Source organism: Pedobacter sp. GQ55 (assembly GCF_059758925.1).
In genome coordinates this window covers 121,988-147,458 of record NZ_JCAXEI010000008.1, presented here as the reverse complement: position 1 = coordinate 147,458, position 25,471 = coordinate 121,988, and the positions used below count along the sequence as shown (strand labels likewise).

The following is a 25,471-nucleotide window of genomic DNA, read 5'->3' as shown; positions in this document are numbered from 1 at the left end:
GTTTAATTACAGGGATAATAATTCAAAGTGTACTATTGCTTATCTCCCGCCCTTAACGCTGTTCTGGAGATCTTATCGCCTAGTGTTTTTCTTTGGTTTAAGCAATAGAATAATTAATTAAAACAGAAGTATAGTGCATTGTTTGGAGCAAGGTAACATCAGGAATTATTCAATCTACCTGGAAAAGATAGGTGATGCCTATTATTTGTTCAGCTATTCTGAATATACAGGTGCCGATTTTGACGCCGATATGAAGAAGATGGATGATGACCCCGAAACCCAGCGATGGTGGAAATAAACCGATCCTTGCCGTCTAAACCTTTGCATGAGACCAGCGATGAGGAATGGGAAAATTTGATGAATGTGAATTTGAAGAGTATACTCTATACAACCCGATATGGATTTGAAGCATTAAAAGAATCTAAAGAATGTATTTTGAATACAAGTAGCCTTGTTGGAGAAATAGGTCTGTAAGAGAGAGCCGGATTAAGCTTTAATTACACAATTGAAAAACAAGGTTTAAACGGTTTTTGATTGTATAAACATCGTATTAAGATCGCATAAACATCCCTTAAAAATTTTTGACGGAGAGGGTTTCCTGTTATTATTCTAATAATATTTCTTCAACTGTTTGACAATTAAAGATATTACACTATCTTTGCAGTCCCTAAAATTTAGGGGGAATAAATAATTGTTAAACAAATTAAATACAAGCAAGTGAATACGTTAAGTTACAAAACTGTCTCTGCCAATGCAAAAACTGTTAACAAACAGTGGGTTGTTGTTGACGCACAAGGCGAGATTTTGGGGCGCTTGTCATCGAAGATCGCAATGATCATCCGTGGTAAAAACAAGCCTGAGTATACCCCACACGTAGACTGCGGTGATAACGTGATCGTTATTAATGCAGACAAGGTTAAGTTGACCGGAAATAAATTTTCAGAGAAAATTTATACTTCTTACACCGGATACCCAGGTGGTCAGCGTTTCATTTCTCCAAAAGAGTTAATGGCTAAACACCCAAAACGTGTTATCGAGAAAGCTGTTCGTGGTATGTTACCTAAAACTAAACTTGGTGCTAAATTATACACCAACTTATATGTTTACGCAGGTTCAGAGCATCCGCACGAGGCACAATCACCAAAAACCATTAAACTTTAATTAAAGAAGAAATGTCAGTTACAAACACTTCAGGAAGAAGAAAAACAGCTGTTGCACGTATCTATTTAAAAGAAGGCAACGGCACTATTACCGTAAATGGTAAAGACCACAAAGTATATTTCCCAACGTTACCATTACAATACATCGTTAACCAATCGTTCGAAGTTTCTGAACTAGTTGGTCAGTATGATGTAAATGTAAACGTAGCTGGTGGAGGTGTTAAAGGTCAGGCAGAAGCAGTTCGTTTAGCTATCGCTAAAGCTATTGTTGAATTAGATGCTGAGAAAAAACCAGCATTACGTGCTAAAGGGTTAATGACCCGTGATATGCGTATGGTTGAACGTAAGAAACCAGGACGTAAAAAAGCACGTAAGAAATTCCAATTCAGTAAACGTTAATCTTAAGGAGACAAAACAATGGCAAGAACTACATATCAAGACTTATTGGATGCAGGTGTACACTTTGGTCACCTTACCCGTAAATGGAACCCAAAAATGGCGCCTTACATTTTCATGGAGCGCAATGGTATCCACATTATAGATTTAAATAAAACTTTAACTAAAACTGAAGAAGCTGCTTCAGCAATCAAACAGATCGTTAAATCTGGTCGTAAGATTCTTTTCGTAGCGACTAAGAAACAAGCTAAAGAAATTGTTGCTGAGCAAGCAAAAAAAGTAAACATGCCTTTCGTAACTGAACGTTGGTTAGGTGGTATGTTAACTAACTTTGCTACCGTACGTAAGTCAATCAAAAAGATGGTAACCATCGATAAAATGACTAAAGACGGTACTTATTCAATCCTTTCTAAAAAGGAGCGGTTAATGATTCAGCGTGAGCGTATCAAATTAGAAAGCTTATTAGGTGGTATCGCGGATTTAAACCGTTTACCAGCGGCTATCTTTTTAATTGACGTTAAAAAAGAGCACATCGCTGTTAGCGAAGCGTTGAAATTAAACATTCCAACTTTTGCAATGGTGGATACTAACTCTGATCCTTCAAACATCGATTTCCCAATCCCAGCGAATGATGATGCAACTAAATCTATCTCTTTAATTACTGATGTTATCATCAAAGCAATTGAAGAAGGTTTAGATGAACGCAAGCGTGAAAAAGACGAAGAAACTGAAAAAGAAGCTGTAGCTGCTAAAGCTGCTGCTGATGCTCCTGAAGCTGCTGCTCCTGGTGCAAGAAGAAAAAAAGTAAGTAGCGAAGCTGAAACCGAAGAAGGTACAAGCGAAGAAGCTTAATTAATAATATAATTTGGGTTGTATGCTGTGCGTTGGAGGTTTACTTACAACAATCACGTACAACCCATAATTTTTGATAATAACTTAAAAAGGAAATAAAATGTCTACAGTACAAATTTCTGCAGCAGATGTAAACAAATTGCGCCAACAAACCGGTGCTGGTATGATGGACTGCAAAAAAGCATTAATCGAAGCTAACGGTGATTTCGAAGCTGCGGTTGATTACTTACGTAAAAAAGGGGCTAAAGTAGCAGCTTCACGTCAGGATCGTGATTCTAACGAAGGAGTTATTATTGCTAAAGCTACAGCTGATGGCAAACGTGGTGTTGTTGTTGAATTAAACTGCGAAACTGACTTTGTTGCTAAAAACGCTGATTTCGTTGCTTTAGCTAATAAATTCACTGATTTAGCTATCGATAAAAACCCAGCTTCATTAGAAGAGCTTTTATCTTTAGAAGTTGATGGTCAGAAAGTTTCTGATATCATTATCGAAAACACTGGTAAAATCGGTGAAAAAATCGGTATCTCTAAATTCGAAACAGTATCAGGCGAGAAAGTTGTTCCTTACATCCATGGTAACTACCGTTTAGGTGTTTTGGTTGCTTTAAATCAAGCTGTTGCTGGTGTTGACGAAGCTGGTAAAGATGTTGCGATGCAAATTGCTGCAATGAACCCAGTTGCTTTAGATAAAGCGGATGTTGATGCGACTACTATTGAGCGTGAAACTGAAATCGCTAAAGAACAAATCCGTGCTGAAGGTAAACCTGAAGAAATGGTAGAAAAAATTGCTGCTGGTAAATTGAATAAATTCTACAAAGACAGTACTTTATTAAACCAGGAATTTGTTAAAGATTCATCTAAAGATGTTCGTAAATTCTTAAATGATACAGCTAACGGTTTAACTGTTACTGCATTTAAACGTGTACAATTAGGAGCTTAATCGCTTTTAGTTTGATATAAGAAAGGTTCCTTGTTTTCAAGGGACCTTTTTTTGTGCCAGAAACATTTAATAATACCTTTTTATAATCTAAAAAAGTTTTGTCTAAGTTTGGGGCATAATTGTATTTGTATGTTAGCTATTAAAAATTGTAAGTTCTTTGCGGATGGGCTGCTAGTTGCAGGTCAGAATATCTTAATTGACGGGGGGGAGATCGTAAAAATCGGCACCGAAGAGATTCCAGTCGGATACGAAACTGTAGATGCCAAAGGAAGCTATCTAAGTCCTGGTTTTATTGACCTTCAGATTTACGGTAGCGGGAAGGATCTTTTTTCTGCTTACCCAACAGCAGATACCCTAAGGCAAATGGATTTAGACTTGCTAAGTAAAGGAACTACAGGCTTTTTAGCCTGTGTAGCAACCAATACTCCAGAGGTTGTTCACCAGTCTATCGCTGCGGCAAAAGCTTATCGTAGCGAAGCCAAAGGATTTCTTGGCCTGCATTTGGAAGGTCCTTACATCAACGCAAAGCGCAGAGGAGCCCATATTGAGAAATACATTTGTAGAGCGACCCTTGATGAGGTGAAAAGGTTACTTGAATACGCAGATGGTACGGTAAAAATGATGACTATAGCGGCCGAACTTCAGGATGACGAGGTTATAAATTACTTGCTCGATAATGACATCGTATTATCATTAGGCCATAGCGATGCCAATTTTGAGCAAGCTACTGCAGCCTATGATATGGGTTTTAAAACGACAACGCACTTGTTTAATGCGATGCCTTCTATCCATCACAGGTCACCGAATTTGCCTGCGGCAGTGTTTAGTCACCCTACAGCAATGGCAAGCATTATTGCAGATGGAAATCATGTTGATTTTGAAATTGTAAAAATGAGCTACAAGCTGCTCAGAGAAAGAATGTTTTTAATAACTGATGCGGTTACTTCATGTAATATCGGCCCTTATCAGCATCAGCTTTCTGGTGAGAAATTCATTACTCCAGATGGAACTTTATCTGGATCTAACATAACAATGTTACAAGCGGTACAAAACTGTGTAGCGCACTGCGATATCCCACTGGCAGAAGCCTTGAATTTAGCCACGCGAAACCCTGCAAGGCTTATGGAATTGGATGCTAAGCTGGGGAATTTAAAGGTTGGAAATAAGGCCAATTTGGTATTACTTTCCGAAAAATTAGACCTGTTAAAAGTTTTTGCAGAGGGAGTTGAACATTTGAGCCTTATTAATTAAAACAAATAGTTATTTTTGGAGTCATGAAGTATAAACGGATCCTATTGAAATTAAGTGGCGAATCGCTAATGGGCGATAAGCAGTATGGTATTGATAATGAGGTTGTAAGGCAATATGCTGAAGACATTAAGGCAGTACATGCCAAAGGCCTTGAAATAGCAATTGTTATCGGTGGTGGTAATATTTTTAGAGGTTTAAGTGCTGAAAAATCTGGGATGGACCGTGCTCAAGCCGATTATATGGGTATGCTAGCCACGGTAATTAACAGTATGGCCTTGCAAGATGCACTTGAAAAAGTAGGTCTTAAAACAAGGTTGCTTACCGCAATAAAAATGGAACAGATCTGTGAGCCTTTTATTCGCAGAAGAGCTGTACGCCACCTTGAAAAAGGACGTGTGGTAATTTTTGGAGCAGGTACCGGTAATCCTTATTTTACTACTGATTCTGCGGCTGCGTTACGCGCAATTGAGATAAAAGCAGATGTTGTTTTAAAAGGAACCCGTGTTGATGGTATTTATACCGCTGATCCGGAGAAAGATCCTACGGCTACTAAATATTCTGAAATTACTTTTAAAGAAGTTTATGCTAATGGGTTAAACGTAATGGATATGACTGCCTTTACGCTTTGCGAAGAAAATAAACTCCCAATTATTGTTTTTGATATGAACAAAACAGGTAATTTCATGAAAATCGCAAATGGCGATGGTATTGGTACTCTTGTTAAAAACTAATAGCAATATTTTATATAAGTTTGGTTAAATTTTACACATCATGAATGACCTCATAAAGAAACAATTACAAGATGCTCAGGCTACCATGGAAAAAGCCATTTTGCACTGCGAGTCGGAACTGACGAAAATCCGTGCAGGAAAGGCTTCTGCTGGTATGCTGGATGGTATTATGGTTGATTATTACGGAAATCCTACTCCTTTAAGCCAGGTTGCAAGTATCAATACTCCTGATGCTCGTACATTGCTTATACAGCCTTGGGAAAAAGCTTTGCTAGTTCCTATTGAACGTGCAATTATGGAAGCCAACATAGGTATTAACCCTCAAAACGATGGTATTATTATCCGTTTGGTTGTTCCTCCTTTAACTGAAGAGCGTAGAAAAGATTTGGTAAAAAAGGTTAAAGAAGAAGCTGAAAGAGGCCGCATTACTGTTCGTAACATCCGTAAAGATGCTAACGAAAAGGTTAAAAAATTGAAAGGTGAAAGTGTTTCTGATGATGAGATCAAAACAGGTGAGGCTGAAGTTCAAAAAATTACCGATGCTTACATAGTGAAAATCGATAAACACGCCGAAGCAAAAGAGAAGGATATCATGACTGTTTAGGTCAGGATTATAATTTATACGTAAATTAAAGGGAATGAGCTTAATGCTTCATTCCCTTTGTTTATTTTTAACAAATTTTATTTATGAAAATCTTATTCAGCTATTTAAAAAACTATAAAGGTCTGATATTTCTGGCCTTGTTTCTGGCTGCAGTTAATCAGATATTTTCTTTTCTTGATCCTTACGTTTTTCGCTTAATCATTGATAAATACGTTACTAACTATAAGCATTATAGTACCGACGAGTTTATAAAAGGTGCCGGCGTACTTATTTTATTGGCTATGGGAGCTGCAATGGTATCCCGTATTGCTAAGAATTTTCAGGATTATTACGTAAATGTTATTACGCAAAGACTGGGAGCTAAAATATATTCCGATGGCCTTGCACATTCTTTGGAGCTGCCTTATCAGGTCTTTGAAGATCAGCGCAGCGGAGAAACATTAGGTATTTTACAAAAAGTTAGGATTGATACGGAGAAACTGGTTCAGGCGGTAATAAATGTTTTGTTTACAAGTATCATCGGGATCATTTTTGTGACCGTTTATGCCATCTCTGTATATTGGGTTATTGCAGTGGTGTATTTTTCTTCGATTCCGTTACTTGGATTTTTAAGTTCGTTTTTAAGTAAACGGATTAAAAAAGTTCAAAAGAATATTGTAGCAGAAACAACATCACTTGCAGGTTCTACCACAGAATCGCTGCGTAATATTGAGCTGGTGAAAAGTTTAGGACTTGCCAAACAGGAAATAAATAGGTTAAATACTACTACCACAAAGATTTTAGGACTGGAGCTTAAAAAGGTAAAATACATCCGCAGTCTAAGCTTTATCCAGGGAACGTTTGTGAACCTGCTACGTAACGGCTTGCTCTTTTTGATGATGTACCTGATCTTTGCAGGAAGAATCACGGTGGGTGAATTCTTCTCGCTGTTCATTTACTCCTTCTTTATTTTTGGTCCTTTGCAGGAACTGGGCAACATCATTAATGTTTATAGGGAAACAGAGGTATCGCTAAATAATTTTGAGCGGATAATGTCTATTCCAAAGGATAAGAAACCTGATAATCCAACATCAATTGCTAAAATCAGGAAATTAGAATTTGATGAAGTTAGCTTTAAGCACCAATCGGCCTCTACTAATGCCTTAAACAGCATCAATTTCGAAACAAACCTTGGAGAAACGATTGCGTTTGTGGGGCCATCAGGTTCTGGTAAAACTACGCTTGTTAAACTTCTGGTAGGCTTATATGAGCCTAAGGAAGGAGCCATTAAGTATAACGGAGTTACGGCTACAAACATAGATCTTGATGAATTGCGAGAAAAAATAGGCTTTGTAACACAGGATACGCAATTGTTTTCAGGAACAATAAGAGAGAACCTGCAGTTTGTAAGACCTGATGCAACCGATGAAGAGTGTATGAAAGTATTACATCAGGCAGCTTGTCAGAATTTATTGGCCAGAGCGGATAAAGGTTTGGATACCATGATTGGTGAAGGCGGAGTGAAGGTTTCCGGGGGTGAAAAGCAACGTTTATCTATAGCCAGAGCATTATTACGTAAGCCGGATATCCTGGTTTTTGATGAAGCTACCTCTTCGTTGGACTCTTTAACGGAAGAAGAAATTACGGCAACAATAAGAGAGGTTTCTGATATAGATAACCACATGACGATATTAATTGCCCACCGCTTATCGACAATTAAACACGCCGATAGGATCTATGTATTGGAAAGAGGGAATGTAATTGAGCAAGGAACCCACGATGAGCTAGTGCTTCAAAATGGCTTGTACTATGCGATGTGGAGACAACAGGTGGGTGAAAGATTCTCTATTGCTTAAGTATTCTGCTCGTTTATTTCGTTTAAAGTTAGCTTGGTTAAGTTTTTTGTTTTGAGATAAGTAACGCCTGCAACAAGAATGGTCATGCTGCCTCCAAATACTACGGCAGGGACTGTTCTCATTAGTTTTGCGGTTAAGCCTGACTCAAAAGCACCTATTTCATTTGAAGAGCCAATAAACATGCTGTTTACAGCGGATACACGACCACGCATATCATCTGGTGTTAGTAATTGCATTATGGTAGACCTGATGATTACGCTAACGCTATCAAATGCACCTTCTGCAAATAGAAGTACAAGGGTTAAGTAGAAGTTTTTAGATAGGCCGTAGCAGATGATGCTGGTTCCAAATCCTGTTACCGCAATTAAAAGATTTCTCCATGGCTTATTCATAGGAGAAAAGCGCGTCATGACCAGCATGGTAAGAACAGCCCCGCCAGAAGCGGCGGCACGCATAAAGCCCAGGCCTTCTGAACCTACTTTAAGGATGTCATTGGCAAATACAGGTAATAGGGCAACTGCTCCACCAAAAAATACAGAAAACAAATCAAGGCTCATTGCGCCAAGCATCATTTTATTTTTAAAGACAAAATGGACACCTTCGGTAAGGCTTTTTACTATACTTTCTTTTGGTACATAGGTTGGCTGATGTGGTTTTAAAAAGAAGATGCAGATCAATGAAATGGAAATGAAGGCAATAATTACATAGTAAGTCACTGTGATGCCATAGAATCCATAAATTAACCCTCCTGCTGCAGGGCCAAGTATAGATGCCAACTGCCAGCTTGAACTGTTCCATGTACTTGAGTTAGGATACAGTTTTTTAGGGATAATCTGCGCCATTAAAGAGAATGTTGCCGGACTGAAAAAACCTCTTGCTATACCTATCCCGAATACCATAAGGTACATGATTGGTACGATATAACGTGTGGGGATATAGGTGTGCATTTGCTTTGTAGTTGCGATGAGCATCACCAGGGAACAAAGAAATACTCCGAAGAATATCTTGAGTAAAAGCCCTCTTTTTTCTGATTTATCTGCAACATATCCTCCGTATAATGCTATGCTGATTGCAGGAATGGCTTCGCAGAGACCAATTAATCCTAAAGCAAGCGGATTATTTGTTAAATGGTATATATGAAATCCGATAATAACAGCTTGCATTTGATATGCGAACGTAAAAAAGAAACGCATGCCGAGGTAAGATCTGAACTCTCTGTAGCGGAGGGCAGCGTAGGGATCTGGTTTTTCTATGATTTCGGTATTGTCCAAAAGGAAAAATGTTTTGGACAAATGTAGTTGATAGGCGAATAAATTTTAAGATTATTTTTCTCGCAATTACATAATCTTGTCATAAAATGTGAGATATGCTTCTCTCATATCCTCAGCCTGATTAATTGCGGCTGACGCTGCTATTCCAAAAACACCTGTTTCCATAAGTGCTTCTATATCATCAGCAGTAACACCTCCAACGGCTAAAACAGGTAGGATAATGCCATTTTGATTTAGGGCTGCCATTGCTTTTTTATAGCCCTCAATCCCAATATGAGGGGCATTGTTGGGTTTGGTTGTCGTATCGCGAAAGGGGCCAAAGCCGGCATAATCTGCTCCCTCTTTGGCAAGCCTGATTAAACCGTCAACTGTGTTCGACGAACCTCCGATGGTTACCGCTTCTCCTAATTGTTCTCTTAGTTTTGTGAAATTGGCATCCATATCTTCAATGTGGAAGCCTTGTATATCGGCTTTGCCATTAAGGTGAATGTGATCTGTAACAATTAAGGTAGCCCCCCAATCGTCACAGATTTCAGCAATCACATTGATATCTTTTAATAGCTCATCGTCATTTTTAGTTAAACAGCGATATTGAATCCACTTTGCTCCAGCCTCGCAAGCTATTTGTGCCTGTTCGATATGGGTTAACTGATCAATGTCGTGCGTAATAAAATGTAGTCTTTCGATGAACTTCTTCATAGGATTAAAATTTCAAATTTAGCGAAAGTAAGAAATTAGTTCCGGCCTGAGGGAAGTAAAAGTTCTCTGTTGTGGTTCCCCATGGATAAATTGAACTGTAGGTGTAACCATTGCTTTCGTATTTTTTGTTTAGAATATTATTGGCAAGCAGGCCTATGTTTATGTTTTTGATTCCTTTTAAGCTGAAGTCGTAACCAAGCCTTGCATTGTTTACCCAATAAGCATCCAGTTTACGGCTTTCGTTTTGAGTATTGTCCATGTATTGCTTGCTTACGTATTTGCTTTGTAACGCAATGGCAAAGCCAGCCACTGGTTTGTAAACCAGTTCTCCAAATATCACCGAGTTTGGCGAGAAAGAAATATCTGGGTTGGCATAGTTCGTAGCCTGTACATTAATCAGGTTAAAATCATTATCATATTCTGATACATAGTCTACATAATTCTTGATCTTATTTCTGCTGAATGCTGCGTTAGCATTAACGGCAAAGTGAGAACTGATAATATAAGACGCGTCTAGCTCCAGTCCAATCCTATAACTTTTATCTACATTTTGGCGGTAAGCATCAGAATATTCGTTGATTTCGCCTGTAAAGATCAGCTGATCTTTGTAAAACATTCCATATGCATTTACGCCAACATTAAAATCAGTGTTTTTAAAACGGTAGCCTGCCTCTACATTGTTTAAGCGTTCTGGTTTAGGAACGGCCAAACCTTCTTTTAAATTGGTAAAATCATCGCGGTTTGGTTCTTTATTTGCAACACTAAATGAAGCATAAAAGTTACTTAACTCATTTAAGAGATAAGTAGCCCCAACTTTAGGATTAAAGAAATTGTAGTTGTTATTGTAATCTAAGCTCTTGCGATTCTTGTCAGTTCCTGAAATATCATATTTCACATTTCTGTATTGTAAATCTGCGAACAAGCTTAACTGAGTTACCGGATTATAATTTACTTTGAAGTAGCTATTGAAGTCGTCCTTATCTCCTTTGCCATCATAGTAATGGTAGTCGTTTGTTGAGGTTGATGCATATTGAGCCCATATTACTTGTCCAAAATGTTTACCTCTGTATTGGTTGTAAGCACCGCCAAGTGTGAAATTTAAATTTGACTCTGGTTGGTAATTAAAGGCATAAGTAAGGCCATAAAAGTTGTTATCTAACCAGCGACGGCGAACAAGATCAGTTCTTTCAATAGTTGTTCCGCCTGCTATAACATTTGGTAGACCATAGTTTTTAAGTTTCTGATTGTTTTTATATTCTTCAAAATATCCTTCTCCCTGGGTTAAGTGTAATGCCCCATTGAACGAGAACTGTTCGTTGAACTGTTTTGCGTATAAAGCTTGATAGTGGTTTTGTTTGTAATTATCGTTTTGATCCTTATAAAGAAACTGATTGTATTTTCTGTTATCCGAATTGAACAGGTTTAAAGAATCTGCTTTGGTATTGTACAGATAGCCAAGGTTATTGTTGTAATGTTCTTTTAAACCTTCAATGTCTCCTCTGAGTTTTGCTTCAGGAACACCATTCCATGCCTGGTAAGTTTCTTCAGTTCCTGAAAATACGTTTACACGTAGTATGTCGGTTTTTCCATGATATGCGCCTGATAAGAAGTATGATTTAAGATTGGATGCTGCACGGTCGATAAATCCATCAGATTTAATTCTTGATAAACGGCCATCAAAGCTCCATTTACCATCTATAAGACCGGTACCTACTTTAACGGTATTTTTAAGGGTGTTATAGCTCCCGTAAGTATTGTTTATTTCTGCGTAAGGGACTTCTGAGCTTGATGAGGTTTGGATGTTTAAACTTCCGCCAAACGCACCAGCCCCATTTGTTGAGGTTCCAACTCCGCGTTGGATTTGTACGTTGTCCACAGAAGAAGCAAAATCAGGCATGTTCACCCAGAATGTACCTTGGCTTTCACTGTCATTATACGGGATTCCGTTTACAGTAACGTTTATCCTGCTCGCATCACTGCCTCTTATTCTAATACCTGTATATCCTACACCTGCACCGGCATCAGAAGTAACAACTACCCCTGGCGTGTTGTTTAGTATGAAAGGAAGATCCTGTCCGAAGTTGTTTTGTTCAATGTCTGCTTTGCTAATGTTTTTATAGGTAGTTGCAGACTTTTCATTTGCTCTGGTTGCTTTTACAATAACTTCGTCGGCAAGGAAGGCAGATTGAACTAATACAAAATCAAGTGTTTGATCGGCATTAATTGTAATGCTCTTTTCTATTGTTTGGTAGCCAAGGTAGCTTACTACTAACGTATAATTGCCTGCTTTTAAATTGGTTAATTGATATTTTCCCTGTTTATCGGCAGTTGTTCCGGCAGATTTATTTTTTAGCTTAATAGTAGCACCAGGTAATATAGCATTTGATTTTTCGGATACGCTACCCGAAATGGTTAATTGCGCTTTTACCAACACCGGCAATAGCAACACAGCAAGTGCTGTGATCATTAATTTTTTCACTTTATTGTTTCTTTTAGTTAAACCACTGTAAGTAAGGGGTACTTACAGCCCAGTTAAACTCCATAACTCCAATCCCTCCGCCGGCATTATCCGGATCAGGTGCATATATCTGTTTACAGATATAATGGGTATGCTCTCAGCCTGTTTTCGTGTTTTTTACAAAACAAGGCACCCCTTTTTGATGGTACAAAGGTATTGATTTTTTTATCAGAGTAAAAATGTTTGAACAGCTGTAATTGCGTTATTTAATCTGTCCTCTCCCTGGCCGCCAACTTTAACGTATACTGCATTCAAGGCTTTAAGTTCCTGATGCCATACCTGCATAAAATGTTCTCTCTTGTGTGGGAAATCACGAAGGGGGTCTTCTTGCCAGGGCAGGTCAATATCCATCAGCAAGTATAAATCGTAGTTGTATTTAGGGAGTGCATCAAGAACAATCTGAGGAGTTTCCCCAAAAACTTCGTCGCTCCATATTTTTACAGTAATAAAGGTTGTATCGCAGAAAATAAGCTCTTTTTCGGCTATGGCAAGTATGGAATCTTCGAGTGCCAATTGCCCATGAAACATGTTTACCTCATCCTGTAAATTGCATGGCTCGGTTAATGCGGCACAGTAATACCTTGCGTATTCAGGCACCCATAAAGTATTGAAATGTTTTGCAAGCTGCTGGGTAATGGTTGATTTTCCGGTACTCTCCGGGCCAACAATGGCTATCTTTTTAATGGGTCTGTTCACGGTAGGTTCTCCTCCAATCTAAATAGCCTACAGAGGCAATATAAACATACAATGCATACATAACTGCTGTAGCGTACAGGTCTTTTGAAATGTACATGCCAACATATATGATATCAACAAAAATCCAGATCAGCCAGTTCTGTAATACCTTCCTTGCAAGAAATATCTGGGCTATTAAGCTACAGGCAGTACAAAAGCTATCCAAAAACGGGAACGAGGCATCTGTATTCTTTTTAAGCACAAAACCCAGTATTAATGTAAAAACAATTACACCTAAAATAGAAAGTATGATTTCTTTTTTGGTAATGATGGTAATTGGACGAGATACTTCGGGATTATTTCTGTTCTTGCTCCAGAAGTACCATCCGTAAACATTCATGGCGAAAAAATAAAACTGCAGACCCATATCGGCATACAGCTTTGATTCGAAGAAGATGAAGATATAGATGACTACACTTACTATTGCAATGGGCCAGTTGTATATATTGTTTTTGGCGGCAAGCCATACACATAGTATGCCGGTAAAAACACCTAACCATTCCAGTAAACCCGTTTGTAAAAATAACTGAGTGAAACTATCCCTTAAAACATCAAACATTTACCAAAAGTAAAAAAAAATCCGGCAGGAAGAATTCCATACCGGATAGTAAACCAAACAAACTATTTATCTTTTATTGCGCTTTAGGCGACGATGTGAAGCCTATTGATGTTCTTATGCTTACATCAGCGCTTGTATTATTCCTTAAAACATATTCAACTCTTACACGGAGACTTGTTCCTTTGATGTAATCGTCCAAAAACTTTGAATTATCTATATCTAACGCAAGTTCAGAGCCAATGTTCTCTTGTATGTCACTTCTTGACGCAACCATGACCTCACCCCCGTTTTCATTTGATATGAAAAGCTTTACAGACTTAAACATACCCAAGCTTTTATTGCTGGGATTGCTGGCGATCATTTTTGCAGAGGCAATTCTAATTTCTTTTATATAATTGGTTCCGTTTTTATTTCCAAAAACATCATCAAAACTTGTTGCCGCAGATTTTGCAGATATAGGCGTATCGCTTTTGCTTGAGGCGGGGATAACTATTGTTGCTGTGTAAGGAAATGTAGATTTAATAATAGATTGAACTGTTCCGCAACCAGCCAGAATTACAGTGATTGCAAATAAAAATGGTAATATCTTTTTCATAGCTAAGGATGTGCAAATGTTATTCCACCACTTTAAAACACTTATTTTACATACTATAACGAGGATTTTGTAGTTAATTATATACAGATTTTTCGAATTAATTGTCGGTCGTGTCCAGTAATTTTATTTTTATTAAAACAATTCGTTTACCTGTTTGTAGTTAACAAGCATTAGCTTATAATACGATATGAAACAATGATACTAACTAATTGATGGTTAAATATTACTGATTAACAGAAGTTTAAAAGGTTTCTTTAATCAGAAAACTCAAATTCCTATGAAAAAGTTAAGTGTGAATTTTTTTGTAATTGCAGCGTTTTCGTTGTTGTTATTAGCTTTCGTTACCATTAAGGATGGCGGAATCAAAGGTAAGGTATCTCCTGCAGATAGTGGCGCGGTACAAGTTGTTGCCGTGTCTGGAACGGATACATTAAAAGGCGATCTTAGTGGTGGTAGTTTTACCATTAATAATGTAAAACCAGGAACCTATACTGTATGGGTTAAAGCTAAACCACCGTATAAAGACAAATCAGTAGAGAACGTTGCTGTGGTTGATAGCACCGTAACCGACGTTGGAGAAATAAAACTTGAACAATAATTCTATAGATTAAACGCAGAAAACGGGGGCATTTAGCCCCTTTTTCGATTTATAAGGGTTTTTGAAAAAATACCTGATTTTTAATGTTCAAAAGCGTAACTTTGCATCCCGACAGAAGAGTCGGGAATCTTTAATGATATCAAAGAAATCTCTAAGACGATTCCGGTCTACAATAATTGCATTTTTTACCCTTATAACTTTAGACTTTTTAAAGCCTTATGCCTAAAGACACCTCCATACGCTCGGTACTCATCATCGGATCAGGTCCTATTATCATCGGTCAAGCTTGTGAGTTTGACTACTCAGGATCTCAAGCCGCCTTATCTTTAAAAGAAGAGGGAATCGAAGTTTCGATCATTAATTCCAATCCTGCAACCATTATGACCGATAAAGTAATCGGTGATCATGTTTACCTATGGCCATTGACGGTAGATTCTATCGAACAGATCTTACAAGAACGTAAAATTGATGCAGTATTGCCTACCATGGGTGGTCAAACGGCATTGAATCTTTGTATTGAGGCATCTGAACGTGGAATATGGGAGAAATATGGCGTAAGGGTGATCGGTGTAGATGTTGCTGCAATCGAGAAAACCGAAAACCGTGAAGCCTTCCGCCAGTTAATGGTTGATATAGGTGTGGGAGTTGCAACTTCAAAAATTGCCAATTCTTTCCTCGAAGGTAAAGAAGCTGCCCAGGAAATTGGTTATCCATTAGTAATTCGCCCTTCATATACATTAGGTGGTTTTGGTGGGGGTTTCGTACACAAGAAAGAAGAATTTGACCAGGCTTTAAAACGAGGACTTGAAGCTTCTCCTACACATGAGGTGTTGGTAGAACAAGCTGTTTTAGGTTGGAAAGAATATGAATTGGAATTGTTAAGGGACAGTAATGACAATGTGATCATTATCTGTTCTATTGAAAACTTTGATCCGATGGGCATCCATACGGGCGACTCAATTACAGTAGCTCCGGCAATGACTCTGTCTGACCGTTGTTACCAGGACATGCGTAATCAGGCAATAAAAATGATGCGTGCAATAGGAAACTTCGCCGGAGGTTGTAATGTGCAGTTCTCGGTTAATCCTGATAACGATGAAATTATTGCAATTGAAATCAACCCAAGGGTATCTCGCTCGTCAGCATTGGCAAGTAAGGCTACCGGTTATCCAATTGCTAAAATTGCAGCTAAACTGGCTATAGGCTATAATCTGGATGAATTGGAAAACCAGATTACAAAAACTACATCAGCATATTTTGAGCCAACACTTGATTATGTGATTGTGAAAGTTCCCCGTTGGAACTTCGATAAATTCAAAGGCGCTAATACGGAATTGGGCTTACAGATGAAATCTGTAGGTGAGGTAATGGCCATCGGACGTACTTTTATTGAAGCGATACAAAAAGCTTGTCAGAGTTTGGAAATTGGCAGAGCTGGTTTGGGTGCTGATGGTAAACATAACCGTAGCATAGAAGAGATCATGCATGGTCTTGAACATCCAAGCTGGAATCGTTTATTCTTGATTAAAGATGCTATGAGTATGGGGGTACCATTAGAGTCAATCCGTAAAGTTACGCGTATTGATAAATGGTTCTTGTCACAAATACACGAATTGGTTCAGCTGGAGACAGAATTGAAACGTTATTCGCTAAATAATATTCCTAAAGATTTCTTCTTTACCTTAAAGCAGAAAGGTTTCTCTGATATTCAGATTGCTTATCTGCTAGGAAATGTAACGGAAGACGAAGTTTATGAGCGTAGAAAGTCATTAGGCATCAAACGTGTTTATAAAATGGTGGATACTTGTGCTGCTGAGTTTGCTGCACAAACGCCTTATTACTACTCTACTTTTGAAGAAGAGAATGAATCACTTCGTTCAGATAAAAAGAAAGTAATTGTATTGGGATCTGGTCCTAACCGTATTGGTCAGGGTATAGAATTCGATTACTCTTGTGTGCATGGTTTGCTCGCCGCCAAAGAGAGTGGCTTTGAAGCAATCATGATCAATTGTAACCCTGAGACGGTGTCTACAGACTTTAATATGGCTGATAAGCTATATTTTGAGCCGGTATTCTGGGAGCATGTGCGTGAAATCATCGAGTTGGAGGATCCAGTAGGTGTTATTGTTCAATTGGGTGGTCAGACGGCCTTAAAAATGGCTGAGAAGCTTCAGGAGAACGGCATAAAGATCATTGGTACTTCTTATAACGATATGGATGTTGCTGAAGACAGGGGACGTTTCTCTGACTTGCTCAAAGAATTGGACATTCCTTATCCAAAATATGGTGTTGCAGAAAATGCTGAAGAAGCAATTGTTGTAGCAAATGAAGTGGGGTATCCAGTATTGGTTAGACCAAGTTATGTGTTGGGTGGACAGGGGATGAGCATCGTGATCAACGATGAAGATCTTGAAAAGGCCGTTGTTAAATTATTAGGCGACCTTCCAGGTAACCGCGTACTGATTGACCACTTCCTGGACAGAGCGGAAGAAACCGAATCGGATTCGATCAGTGATGGCGAAGACGTTCATATTGTGGGATTGATGGAACATATCGAGCCGGCTGGTATTCACTCTGGAGACTCTAGTGCTGTATTGCCGCCTTTCAGTTTGTCTGAAAAGGTAATGAACGACATGGAGACTTACTCTAAAAAGATTGCGAGAGCCTTAAATGTAATCGGTTTATTAAACATTCAGTTCGCAGTTAAAGACGAAAAAGTATATGTAATTGAAGCCAATCCAAGAGCGTCAAGAACTGTTCCTTTCATTGCTAAGGCTTATGATGTTCCTTACATCAACATTGCCGCGAAAGTGATGCTAGGTGTCAATAAGTTGAAAGATTTTACCATCGAGCGCAAACTGGAAGGTTATGCGATTAAAGAGCCTGTTTTCTCTTTCTACAAATTCCCTGAGGTAACTAAAGAATTGGGCCCGGAAATGAAGTCAACAGGGGAGTCCATCAGATTTATCAAAGACACTGAAGATCCTTACTTCAGACAGCTTGTTAAAGAAAAATCAATGTATTTATCTAAATAATATAAAGTCCCGAAAGGGACTTTATTATTTATAACTAATTTTATTCTTTTCCCCAGATTCTGGTGTTAAGATCCAGTTCGCTGATGATGGCATACATAAAGCGGATGATGCTGAGGTCTTCATCTAATGATTTGGTGGTAAGAAGACTTTTAAATACAGGAGGTTCAAAGTAGTCCTTTTCTAACGGGAAAGCTATGTAAACGTAAGAACCGATAAAAGATACTGAGATTGTAGCGGCACTTTTGTCATTTAGCTCGCATAATCTTTCCATCATTGCAGGAGTAAGAATATATCTGGCTTCTACCTGATCAGTTGAATAGGTAACAAAGGCCTTGTTAAATTCAATATTCTCAAGCTTTACAAGCTGTTTACTTGACGAGGAGAAGATTGGCATTTTATCAGATATCCAGGCACCCAGTGCACTTCCCATGTCCTTTGGCTTAACTACTGTTAGGCCATTAAAATGTTTGTTGAAATCGGCGCAAAATACAATTCCTTTTAAGATGGTGTGCCAATGCTCTTGCCGGCCGTTTTTTGTTCGCGTCTCGGTTTTATATTCTGCATGAACTTCAGAAAAAGAGAATCTTGTTTTTCCTGCGTTGCCATAAATTTGATCCTGACTCCTGTATCTATCCGGGCGTTGGGTGAATAGCTGAGAATTAATGAAATCGTTTTCTGGCAACCCGTACTTATATTCAATCTCTAAACTTGGATCTATAGATTTTAATACCGTGGCGACTATTCTTTGTTTGAATTCATGCCTGTAGTCATTAAACTTTTGGCTTGAATTACTGAAAAGAACGATAGATGTAATTATGGACGCGCCACCACTTATGGCTCCCGCGATCATCAAGCTGCTTAATAAAACGCCGATTGCTATAAGTACTACTCCCCCAGCAAGAAACAGGTAGGCCTTTGTTTTTATATCGGAAACCTTTTTTCTCTGTATTTCTAGCTCATTAAGTATGCTTTGTAAAGCGGCTCCTGTTGCAGTTTCTTCTGCCATTAGCTATTAAAAAGATCTTTTGCACTTATGTTTTTACGCTCTTCTTCCGTGTTTGCCAGTACAGCAATAGGCTGATAGTTCATCATTCCGGCAAAAATACTCCCAGGGAACATCATAATGGCATTGTTATAATCGGTAACAGAGGAATTATAGGCTCTTCTTGCGGCCGCAATTTGCTCTTCGCTTTCTGTCCATGTGCTTTGTAGATTCAGGAAATTCTGGTTTGCTTTTAGATCCGGGTAATTCTCTACGTTTACCATTAAACCCTTAACACTTGAGCCTAGTTGCTTATCCAGGTCTAATCTTTCCTCGTTACTTAAGTTTGGACTCGCGGCTTTGGCACGCAATTCTACCACTTTGGTTAACAGATCTCCTTCATACTGCATATACTGTTTTACAGTCTCAATTAAGTTTGGAAGCAAATCAAATCGCTTTTTAAGCATGGCATCAATTGCAGAAAAGGCATTGGCAACCTGGTTCTTTTTGCCGATCAGCGAATTATATATGCCGATCCCAAAAATTAGTAGCACAGCGATGATAATAGCGGCAATAATCATTATGATAAGGGTTAAGAGGTTAATTAATATTTAAATATATTAAAATTAAACATTCTCAAGCTAAAATTATTCTATGAAAAAAAATGGAATAAATAACCCTGTCTCGGAGAAGACAGGGTTTAATCAATCAATATTAAAAAGGAGAACCTTTTTAATTATTCTAAAAGTACAATTCCTTTGGCTTAAAATGAAAAAATCCTCGCTATCTTACGATAACGAGGATAATCATCCCTATTGTTTATTACCATTCATAAATGACTGATAACATGTAGGTAATTGCAATTAGCAGGCCAATCTGTTGTGTGTCTCTTTTTTTAGGGGTAACTGCCTTGTATATAGCATTCTGCGTGTTTTTATAGAAAATGTGCCAAATTTTTGAGAGGGAAATAATATCCCCAATGTGTAGAAACTAAATGGCAAATATACACGGCTGTTGCGTGGTTGATTATCCAAATAACAGTGAAAATACGTCTTCAATCTTCCTTACAGGGGTCAATTCAATTTTAAATCGATCAAGAATGAGACCCTTTAAGTTATAATTAGAAATAAAGATTCTTTCAAATCCAAGCTTCTCCGCTTCCAGGATGCGTTGTTCAATTCGGTTAACTGCTCTGATCTCTCCTGATAGGCCAACCTCTGCTGCAAAGCAGATTTTAGAGGATATGGCTATATCTTCATGTGAGGAAATTATTGCAACCATAATGGCCAGGTCAATTGCGGGGTCTTCAACTTTAATTCCACCAGCTATGTTCAAGAAAACATCACGAGTACTTAGTCTAAAGCCACACCTTTTTTCCAGTACAGCAAGGAGCATGTTCATTCTTTTAGTATCAAAGCCATTTGCAGATCGCTGTGGCGTTCCGTAGGCTGCTGCGCTAACCAATGCCTGTGTTTCGATTAGCATCGGTCTTGCGCCTTCTAAAGTGGCCGAAATTGCGATTCCACTCATTTCTTCGTCACGTTGTGATAGCAGAATTTCGGAAGGATTGGAAACTTGTCGCAAACCAGTACTGTGCATTGCATAAATTCCTAATTCAGCGGCAGCCCCGAAACGATTCTTGATAGAGCGTAAAATTCGATATACATGATGCCTGTCGCCCTCAAACTGCAGAACGGTATCAACCATGTGTTCCAGAATTTTTGGTCCTGCAATGGTGCCGTCTTTAGTAATATGGCCAATTAAAAATACAGGCGTATCCGTTTCTTTTGCAAACCGGAGTAATTCGGCAGTGCATTCTCTTACTTGGGATACACTTCCGGGGGTTGAATCGATATTAGCCGAATGAAGTGTTTGTATAGAATCGACAACAATAATGTCTGGCTCAAGTGTTTCAATCTGCTTAAAAATATTTTGGGTTGAAGTTTCCGTGAGGATATAACAATCTGCTTTAGGTTTGGTGGTGATGCGCTCAGCCCTCATTTTAATTTGCTGTTCGCTTTCTTCTCCGGAAACATACAAGATTTTTTTTCCCGAGATATTTAAGGCCAGCTGAAGCATCAGCGTAGATTTCCCGATTCCGGGTTCGCCACCTATCAATATAACAGAGCCGGCAACTAAACCTCCACCCAAAACCCTGTCAAGCTCAAGGTCACCTGTTAAAATTCGTTCTTCGGTAATGGATTGTATATCATCAACTTTAGATGGTTTATTTAAGCGTTGGGTGCCGGTAGATGTTTTCCAGGAAGGTACCTTCGCGCTTGTTTTCTCTATAATTTCTTCGACGAAGGTATTCCATTCATTACATGAAGGACATCGCCCGAGCCATTTTGCTGATTCATACCCACAACTTTGGCAGAAATATGCTGATTTAGTTTTAGCCAATTGATTACAATTTAATTCTACTAATTTATGCTTAATTCTATTAAAACAAACAGGCCCGATCTCTATGAAATCGGGCCTGTTTAGTTAATAAGTTAATTTTTACAATTTAATTTCTTCGTCTTTTGAAGAAAGAAAGTGAAACTCAGTCAAATTATAAGATGAAACTGATCTGATTTTAATTCGCTGTCCGAATTTAAAAAACCACTTCCACTGTAAAGAGATAAAGCCCTTTTTAATGAAAGCTTCGATATACGGATGTACACAAAGCGTAATATTTTTTTCGTTTTGCTCCTGCAAAATATAGGTCAGGTTATTTTCAATGTCATCCATTAAAACAATACTGGCCTTAATTTCCCCCGTACCGTCACAGGTAGGGCATTTCTCACTGGTTACAATGTTCATTTCGGGCCTTACACGCTGACGTGTAATCTGAACAAGGCCAAACTTACTTGGCGGCAATATGGTGTGCTTAGCACGATCCAGTAACATCAGATCCTTAAGATAGTCGAACAACATTTTACGGTTAACAGGCTTGTGCATATCGATAAAATCAATTACTACAATACCACCCATATCCCTTAAACGAAGTTGTCGGGCAATTTCCTTAGCAGCTTCTTTATTAACCTGCAAAGCATTGTCTTCCTGATTCTCTTTACTCGCTGTTCTGTTTCCGCTGTTTACATCAATAACATGAAGCGCTTCAGTATGTTCAACAACAAGGTAGGCTCCTCCAGCTAAGTTTACTGTTTTACCGAAAGAGTTCTTGATTTGCTTTTCAATACCGAAATGTTCAAAAATAGGCTCTTTATGTTTGTACAGTTTAACGATCTTTTCCATTTCTGGAGAGATTTCGTGAACATAGGAACGAATATCTTCAAACAGGCTATTGTCGCTTACATAAACATTTGTAAAGTCAGTGCTTAAAATATCACGGATCAATGTTGATGTCCGATCCATTTCTCCCCAAACTCGTTTAGAAGGTTCTGCATCAGGAAGCTTTTTAATAAAGCTTTCCCATTTAGCTACAGAATCTAAAAGGTCTTTTTGAAGTTCTGCAACTCCTTTGCCTTCTGAAACGGTTCTGATAATTACCCCAAAATTTTTAGGTTTAATACTTTCAATAATCTTTTTTAAACGATTACGTTCAGTATTGCTCTTAATCTTTTTGGAAATAGAGATTACATTAGAGAAAGGAACTAATACAATATATCTGCCGGCTATTGAAAGGTCTGAACTTAAACGAGGACCTTTAGTTGAAATTGGCTCTTTTGCTATCTGAACGGGTAAAACAAGATTCTTGCTTACTACTTCTGATATTTTGCCTGCTTTGTTAATGTCTCCCTCTAGCTTGAAATTATCCAGTAAAGTGCCATTAACAGAGCCGTTACGCTTGATTTTAGTTAGCTTAATTAAAGATTGGACTTGAGGACCAAGATCAAAATAATGCAGAAATGCATCTTTTTCATAACCAACATCTACGAACGCAGCATTTAGACCCGGCATGATTTTTTTAATGCGGCCTAAATAAATGTCGCCAACGGCGTAATTGTTGTTGATCTGTTCTTTATGAAGTTCTACAAGTTGTTTGTCTTCAACTAAAGCTATGGTTACTCCCAGTGGAGAGGAATCTATAATTAATTCTTTTACCAAAAGCTACAGATTTTAAGGCATTTAATGCCTTATTAACACATGGACAAATAAAAAAACATTGCAACAACGAAAAATAAGGCTAAGATCTTGTCGTAGCCTTATTTTCTGTGCAAAACAATAAGAAAAATTATTTTTTCTTATGTCTGTTTTTTCTTAAACGTTTTTTGCGTTTGTGGGTAGCCATTTTATGTCTTTTTCTTTTTTTACCGCTTGGCATAATCTTGAATTTTAAATATTTTTTTAATCTGTTTATTAATTTTTACTCTTTAGCTCCAATACCTTATCATCAATGAATTTTGATAATTTAGGATTGGCGGCTAGCTTTTTACTCTTAAGATAGGCATCAATAGCATCTGTATTTTTACCCAGGCTCTCATAAGCAGTGGCTAAATAGAAGTATGCATCCGGAGTAGGCTTAATGGCGATAATGTTGTTAAATCTGGTTATGGCTTTATCAAACTGACCAGATTTAATTGCGAATGTACCTAAACTCATATTCGCTTTCAAGTTCTTTGGGTCTTTTTTTACCACATCCATCAATAACGCAATACCTTTCATTGGCATTCCCATTCCATTAACAATGGTAATTCCCAGGCCTGTCTTAGCATCAGCACTTGTTGAGTCAATACTTACCGCATTAGTATAAGCAGCATTTGCTCTTTGTAATAATGCAGGTTGTAATATACTGTCTCTTGAGTTGTCAAATGCCTTTAAAAAACGGTCTCCGGTAATTAACCAACTGGCTAATGTTTTCTCTTGATTGGCTATAATCTCAAGGTATAAAGCGCTTGGTGTACTCTGTTCAACATCATCCCACTTTTGAGCAAGCACTTTAGCGGCTGCCACCTTATCGGTAGACGCTTTAAATGCGTTCTCAAGTGAAGTAATTTCAGCAGCAAAGTTTGGACTGATCAGGGTTTTACCAGAAGCAGAAACTTCTTCCAAACTAATTGGCTGAGGGGTTTCTGACGTCATCTGCCCTGCGGCTGGAACATTCGTTGTTTGCTCTTTCGGCTTAACTAAACCTTTAATATCCCTTGTAAACAAAAAAGCTCCAAGCAATACTATTGCTCCAATTATGATAATTTGTCTTGAACGGATATTGTTTAGCATAAGTTGATTAAGCTTCTATGCTTACTTTTTTAGAGTTGTTTTTTACTTTGTCAACAAACACCTTTGCCGGTTTGAAACTTGGTACAAAATGCTCCGGGATAATAATTGCAGTGTTTTTAGAAATATTTCTCGCAGTTTTTTGCGCTCTCTTTTTTACAACAAAACTACCAAAACCTCTAACATATACATTCTCTCCTCCGATCATACTGTTCTTGATCACTTTGAAAAATGCCTCAACGGTTTCTTGTACATCTACCTTTTCAATTCCTGTTTTTGTTGATATTTCTGAAATAATATCTGCCTTAGTCATATTCTATTATTTATTTATAGTGTATTATATACTTTATAAGTGTTTTGGGGTTGCAAAAGTATTGCTTTTTAATGAGATAGGAAAATAAAAGATGATTTATTTGTTTCATATTGTATCAGAGAATTGCAAGTTTTGCCGAAAACAAATTAATAACGCCGTATTTTTGTGTCTATGGCTTTTCAAACAGAGATAGTAAAATGGTATTTAAATCATAAAAGAGACTTACCGTGGCGGGGTACAACGGATGCTTATGTGATCTGGCTTTCAGAAATTATATTGCAACAAACCAGAGTTGAGCAGGGATTGCCTTATTTTAATAGATTTTTAGAGAATTACCCAACAATTACTGCGTTTGCTGCAGCTACCGAGGCCCAGATCCTTAAACTATGGCAAGGGCTGGGCTATTATTCAAGAGGAAGAAACATGCTTTATACTGCAAAGCAGATCCAGGATGTTTATAATGGTGAGTTCCCTACAAAATACGACGATCTAATTCGTTTGAAAGGGATCGGAGATTATACCGCTGCGGCCATCTCATCATTTTCTTCGAATGAGATGAAGGCAGTTTTGGATGGAAATGTATTCCGGGTATTGTCCAGATATTTTGGAATCGAAACGCCAATAAACAGCCCTGCCGGTAAAAAGCAATTCATAGAACTGGCTCAGAATCTAATAGTCGGACAGGAGCCTTCTGTATACAATCAGGCCATTATGGAATTTGGTGCATTGCAATGCAAGCCTAAATCACCTTCCTGCGAATCCTGTCCTGTTCAACCTGATTGTTTTGCCCGAAAAAATGATCTCGTAAACACGCTTCCTGTTAAAGAGAAAAAGCTTAAAAAACGCACACGTTATTTCAATTATTTAGTGTGTTTTAATGGAGATGAAATCCTGGTAAATAAAAGAAACCCGGGAGACATTTGGCAGGAACTGTATGATTTTCCTTTAATAGAAACTGATGATAATTATCTGGAAGCACAAGAACAATTTCTGACCATATTGAAGAATAACTTTGGTGACACCTGTACTATTACACCGTTAGTGCAGAAAAAACATTTATTAACCCACCAAACTATATATGTTCAATTTTTTGCTTTAGATAATTATATCATTAACTTTAATCAGAATGCAGAAATAAAATGGGTTTCATTAAGCGAGTTGGACGAATTGCCGCAGCCTAAAGTGATAACAAATTTTATAAGCTCTTATTCCGTAAATTAGATAAATCAGAATT

At 38.0% G+C, this 25,471-nt stretch carries 25 protein-coding genes; 13 read left to right on the top strand and 12 right to left on the bottom strand.

Annotated elements, in window-relative coordinates:
* Positions 1-142: 142 nt before the first annotated feature.
* From AC6CH7_RS19790 to AC6CH7_RS19745, 10 genes are all read left to right on the top strand, one after another.
* The gene (locus AC6CH7_RS19790) at positions 143-298 is read left to right on the top strand and encodes an L-rhamnose mutarotase (RefSeq protein WP_498264359.1); all 156 of its coding nucleotides are present in this window, start codon (positions 143-145) and stop codon (positions 296-298) included.
* Positions 286-474, top strand: a complete 189-nt coding sequence (locus AC6CH7_RS19785; protein ID WP_498264358.1) for an SDR family NAD(P)-dependent oxidoreductase — start codon at positions 286-288, stop codon at positions 472-474. The genes AC6CH7_RS19790 and AC6CH7_RS19785 overlap by 13 nt, the downstream gene beginning before the upstream one ends.
* A gap of 243 nt (positions 475-717) precedes the next feature.
* Positions 718-1,161, top strand: a complete 444-nt coding sequence (gene rplM, locus AC6CH7_RS19780; RefSeq protein ID WP_048907936.1) for a 50S ribosomal protein L13 — start codon at positions 718-720, stop codon at positions 1,159-1,161.
* An 11-nt stretch (positions 1,162-1,172) separates the two neighbouring features.
* Positions 1,173-1,559 (top strand): 30S ribosomal protein S9, encoded by a 387-nt coding sequence (gene rpsI / locus AC6CH7_RS19775; protein ID WP_048907935.1) that lies wholly within the window; start codon positions 1,173-1,175, stop codon positions 1,557-1,559.
* Between the two features lie 18 nt (positions 1,560-1,577).
* Entirely contained in the window at positions 1,578-2,408 is an 831-nt protein-coding gene (gene rpsB / locus AC6CH7_RS19770) for a 30S ribosomal protein S2 (protein ID WP_048907934.1), read from the top strand.
* 100 nt (positions 2,409-2,508) lie between these two features.
* Positions 2,509-3,348, top strand: a complete 840-nt coding sequence (tsf, locus tag AC6CH7_RS19765; RefSeq protein ID WP_498264357.1) for a translation elongation factor Ts — start codon at positions 2,509-2,511, stop codon at positions 3,346-3,348.
* Positions 3,349-3,477: 129 nt separating this feature from the next.
* Positions 3,478-4,599, top strand: a complete 1,122-nt coding sequence (gene nagA / locus AC6CH7_RS19760) for an N-acetylglucosamine-6-phosphate deacetylase (protein WP_498264356.1) — start codon at positions 3,478-3,480, stop codon at positions 4,597-4,599.
* Between the two features lie 23 nt (positions 4,600-4,622).
* The gene (gene pyrH / locus AC6CH7_RS19755; RefSeq protein WP_294872523.1) at positions 4,623-5,330 is read left to right on the top strand and encodes a UMP kinase; all 708 of its coding nucleotides are present in this window, start codon (positions 4,623-4,625) and stop codon (positions 5,328-5,330) included.
* Positions 5,331-5,370: 40 nt separating this feature from the next.
* Positions 5,371-5,934 (top strand): ribosome recycling factor, encoded by a 564-nt coding sequence (frr, locus tag AC6CH7_RS19750; RefSeq protein WP_048907907.1) that lies wholly within the window; start codon positions 5,371-5,373, stop codon positions 5,932-5,934.
* Between the two features lie 83 nt (positions 5,935-6,017).
* Complete coding sequence (locus tag AC6CH7_RS19745) at positions 6,018-7,769, top strand: ABC transporter ATP-binding protein (protein ID WP_498264355.1); 1,752 nt, start codon at positions 6,018-6,020, stop codon at positions 7,767-7,769.
* Here AC6CH7_RS19745 and AC6CH7_RS19740 read toward each other — a convergent pair.
* The 6 genes from AC6CH7_RS19740 to AC6CH7_RS19715 form a co-directional block, all read right to left on the bottom strand.
* Complete coding sequence (locus tag AC6CH7_RS19740) at positions 7,766-9,040, bottom strand: MFS transporter (RefSeq protein WP_498264354.1); 1,275 nt, start codon at positions 9,038-9,040, stop codon at positions 7,766-7,768. The two genes, AC6CH7_RS19745 and AC6CH7_RS19740, sit on opposite strands and share 4 nt — an antisense overlap.
* 66 nt (positions 9,041-9,106) lie before the next feature.
* Positions 9,107-9,739 carry a thiamine phosphate synthase gene (locus AC6CH7_RS19735; RefSeq protein ID WP_498264353.1) on the bottom strand — a complete coding sequence of 211 codons (633 nt, stop codon included), beginning with the start codon at positions 9,737-9,739 and terminating at the stop codon, positions 9,107-9,109.
* Between the two features lie 4 nt (positions 9,740-9,743).
* Entirely contained in the window at positions 9,744-12,206 is a 2,463-nt protein-coding gene (locus tag AC6CH7_RS19730; protein ID WP_498264352.1) for a TonB-dependent receptor, read from the bottom strand.
* A gap of 219 nt (positions 12,207-12,425) precedes the next feature.
* Positions 12,426-12,953: an AAA family ATPase gene (locus AC6CH7_RS19725; RefSeq protein WP_498264351.1), complete on the bottom strand. Its 528-nt coding sequence runs from the start codon at positions 12,951-12,953 to the stop codon at positions 12,426-12,428.
* A complete protein-coding gene (gene pnuC, locus AC6CH7_RS19720) occupies positions 12,937-13,551 on the bottom strand; it encodes a nicotinamide riboside transporter PnuC (protein ID WP_498264350.1) in 615 nt (204 codons plus the stop codon). Before pnuC ends, AC6CH7_RS19725 begins: the two co-directional genes overlap by 17 nt.
* Before the next feature lie 73 nt (positions 13,552-13,624).
* Positions 13,625-14,146 carry a hypothetical protein gene (locus AC6CH7_RS19715; protein WP_498264349.1) on the bottom strand — a complete coding sequence of 174 codons (522 nt, stop codon included), beginning with the start codon at positions 14,144-14,146 and terminating at the stop codon, positions 13,625-13,627.
* Positions 14,147-14,423: 277 nt separating this feature from the next.
* On the opposite strand from AC6CH7_RS19715, the gene AC6CH7_RS19710 reads away from it, so the two are divergent.
* On the top strand, positions 14,424-14,744 hold the full coding sequence (locus AC6CH7_RS19710) for a peptidase associated/transthyretin-like domain-containing protein (protein ID WP_498264348.1): 321 nt from the start codon (positions 14,424-14,426) through the stop codon (positions 14,742-14,744).
* 218 nt (positions 14,745-14,962) lie between these two features.
* Positions 14,963-17,779 (top strand): carbamoyl-phosphate synthase large subunit, encoded by a 2,817-nt coding sequence (gene carB, locus AC6CH7_RS19705; RefSeq protein WP_498264347.1) that lies wholly within the window; start codon positions 14,963-14,965, stop codon positions 17,777-17,779.
* A 40-nt stretch (positions 17,780-17,819) separates the two neighbouring features.
* On the opposite strand, the gene AC6CH7_RS19700 is transcribed toward carB, so the two are convergent.
* The 6 genes from AC6CH7_RS19700 to AC6CH7_RS19675 form a co-directional block, all read right to left on the bottom strand.
* Positions 17,820-18,785, bottom strand: coding sequence for a DUF3137 domain-containing protein (locus tag AC6CH7_RS19700; RefSeq protein WP_498264346.1), 966 nt, complete (start codon positions 18,783-18,785; stop codon positions 17,820-17,822).
* The gene (locus AC6CH7_RS19695) at positions 18,785-19,342 is read right to left on the bottom strand and encodes a LemA family protein (RefSeq protein ID WP_498264345.1); all 558 of its coding nucleotides are present in this window, start codon (positions 19,340-19,342) and stop codon (positions 18,785-18,787) included. Before AC6CH7_RS19695 ends, AC6CH7_RS19700 begins: the two co-directional genes overlap by 1 nt.
* A gap of 445 nt (positions 19,343-19,787) precedes the next feature.
* Positions 19,788-21,164: a DNA repair protein RadA gene (gene radA, locus AC6CH7_RS19690; protein ID WP_498264344.1), complete on the bottom strand. Its 1,377-nt coding sequence runs from the start codon at positions 21,162-21,164 to the stop codon at positions 19,788-19,790.
* A 99-nt stretch (positions 21,165-21,263) separates the two neighbouring features.
* On the bottom strand, positions 21,264-22,814 hold the full coding sequence (locus tag AC6CH7_RS19685) for an Rne/Rng family ribonuclease (RefSeq protein WP_172659216.1): 1,551 nt from the start codon (positions 22,812-22,814) through the stop codon (positions 21,264-21,266).
* A gap of 252 nt (positions 22,815-23,066) precedes the next feature.
* Positions 23,067-23,927 (bottom strand): tetratricopeptide repeat protein, encoded by an 861-nt coding sequence (locus AC6CH7_RS19680; protein ID WP_498264343.1) that lies wholly within the window; start codon positions 23,925-23,927, stop codon positions 23,067-23,069.
* Between the two features lie 7 nt (positions 23,928-23,934).
* Complete coding sequence (locus AC6CH7_RS19675; RefSeq protein WP_498264342.1) at positions 23,935-24,237, bottom strand: HU family DNA-binding protein; 303 nt, start codon at positions 24,235-24,237, stop codon at positions 23,935-23,937.
* A gap of 171 nt (positions 24,238-24,408) precedes the next feature.
* Here AC6CH7_RS19675 and mutY point away from each other — a divergent pair, with 171 nt between their 5' ends.
* Positions 24,409-25,458 (top strand): A/G-specific adenine glycosylase, encoded by a 1,050-nt coding sequence (gene mutY, locus AC6CH7_RS19670; RefSeq protein ID WP_498264341.1) that lies wholly within the window; start codon positions 24,409-24,411, stop codon positions 25,456-25,458.
* Positions 25,459-25,471: the final 13 nt, after the last annotated feature.

Coding starts and splice junctions, on each gene's coding strand:
- AC6CH7_RS19785 (WP_498264358.1), top strand. CDS start 286: ATGGTGGAAATAAACCGATCCTTGCCGTCTAAACCTTTGCATGAGACC.
- rpsI (WP_048907935.1), top strand. CDS start 1,173: ATGTCAGTTACAAACACTTCAGGAAGAAGAAAAACAGCTGTTGCACGT.
- rpsB (WP_048907934.1), top strand. CDS start 1,578: ATGGCAAGAACTACATATCAAGACTTATTGGATGCAGGTGTACACTTT.
- tsf (WP_498264357.1), top strand. CDS start 2,509: ATGTCTACAGTACAAATTTCTGCAGCAGATGTAAACAAATTGCGCCAA.
- nagA (WP_498264356.1), top strand. CDS start 3,478: ATGTTAGCTATTAAAAATTGTAAGTTCTTTGCGGATGGGCTGCTAGTT.
- pyrH (WP_294872523.1), top strand. CDS start 4,623: ATGAAGTATAAACGGATCCTATTGAAATTAAGTGGCGAATCGCTAATG.
- frr (WP_048907907.1), top strand. CDS start 5,371: ATGAATGACCTCATAAAGAAACAATTACAAGATGCTCAGGCTACCATG.
- AC6CH7_RS19745 (WP_498264355.1), top strand. CDS start 6,018: ATGAAAATCTTATTCAGCTATTTAAAAAACTATAAAGGTCTGATATTT.
- AC6CH7_RS19735 (WP_498264353.1), bottom strand. CDS start 9,739: ATGAAGAAGTTCATCGAAAGACTACATTTTATTACGCACGACATTGAT.
- AC6CH7_RS19730 (WP_498264352.1), bottom strand. CDS start 12,206: ATGATCACAGCACTTGCTGTGTTGCTATTGCCGGTGTTGGTAAAAGCG.
- pnuC (WP_498264350.1), bottom strand. CDS start 13,551: ATGTTTGATGTTTTAAGGGATAGTTTCACTCAGTTATTTTTACAAACG.
- AC6CH7_RS19715 (WP_498264349.1), bottom strand. CDS start 14,146: ATGAAAAAGATATTACCATTTTTATTTGCAATCACTGTAATTCTGGCT.
- AC6CH7_RS19710 (WP_498264348.1), top strand. CDS start 14,424: ATGAAAAAGTTAAGTGTGAATTTTTTTGTAATTGCAGCGTTTTCGTTG.
- carB (WP_498264347.1), top strand. CDS start 14,963: ATGCCTAAAGACACCTCCATACGCTCGGTACTCATCATCGGATCAGGT.
- AC6CH7_RS19700 (WP_498264346.1), bottom strand. CDS start 18,785: ATGGCAGAAGAAACTGCAACAGGAGCCGCTTTACAAAGCATACTTAAT.
- AC6CH7_RS19695 (WP_498264345.1), bottom strand. CDS start 19,342: ATGATTATTGCCGCTATTATCATCGCTGTGCTACTAATTTTTGGGATC.
- AC6CH7_RS19680 (WP_498264343.1), bottom strand. CDS start 23,927: ATGCTAAACAATATCCGTTCAAGACAAATTATCATAATTGGAGCAATA.
- AC6CH7_RS19675 (WP_498264342.1), bottom strand. CDS start 24,237: ATGACTAAGGCAGATATTATTTCAGAAATATCAACAAAAACAGGAATT.
- mutY (WP_498264341.1), top strand. CDS start 24,409: ATGGCTTTTCAAACAGAGATAGTAAAATGGTATTTAAATCATAAAAGA.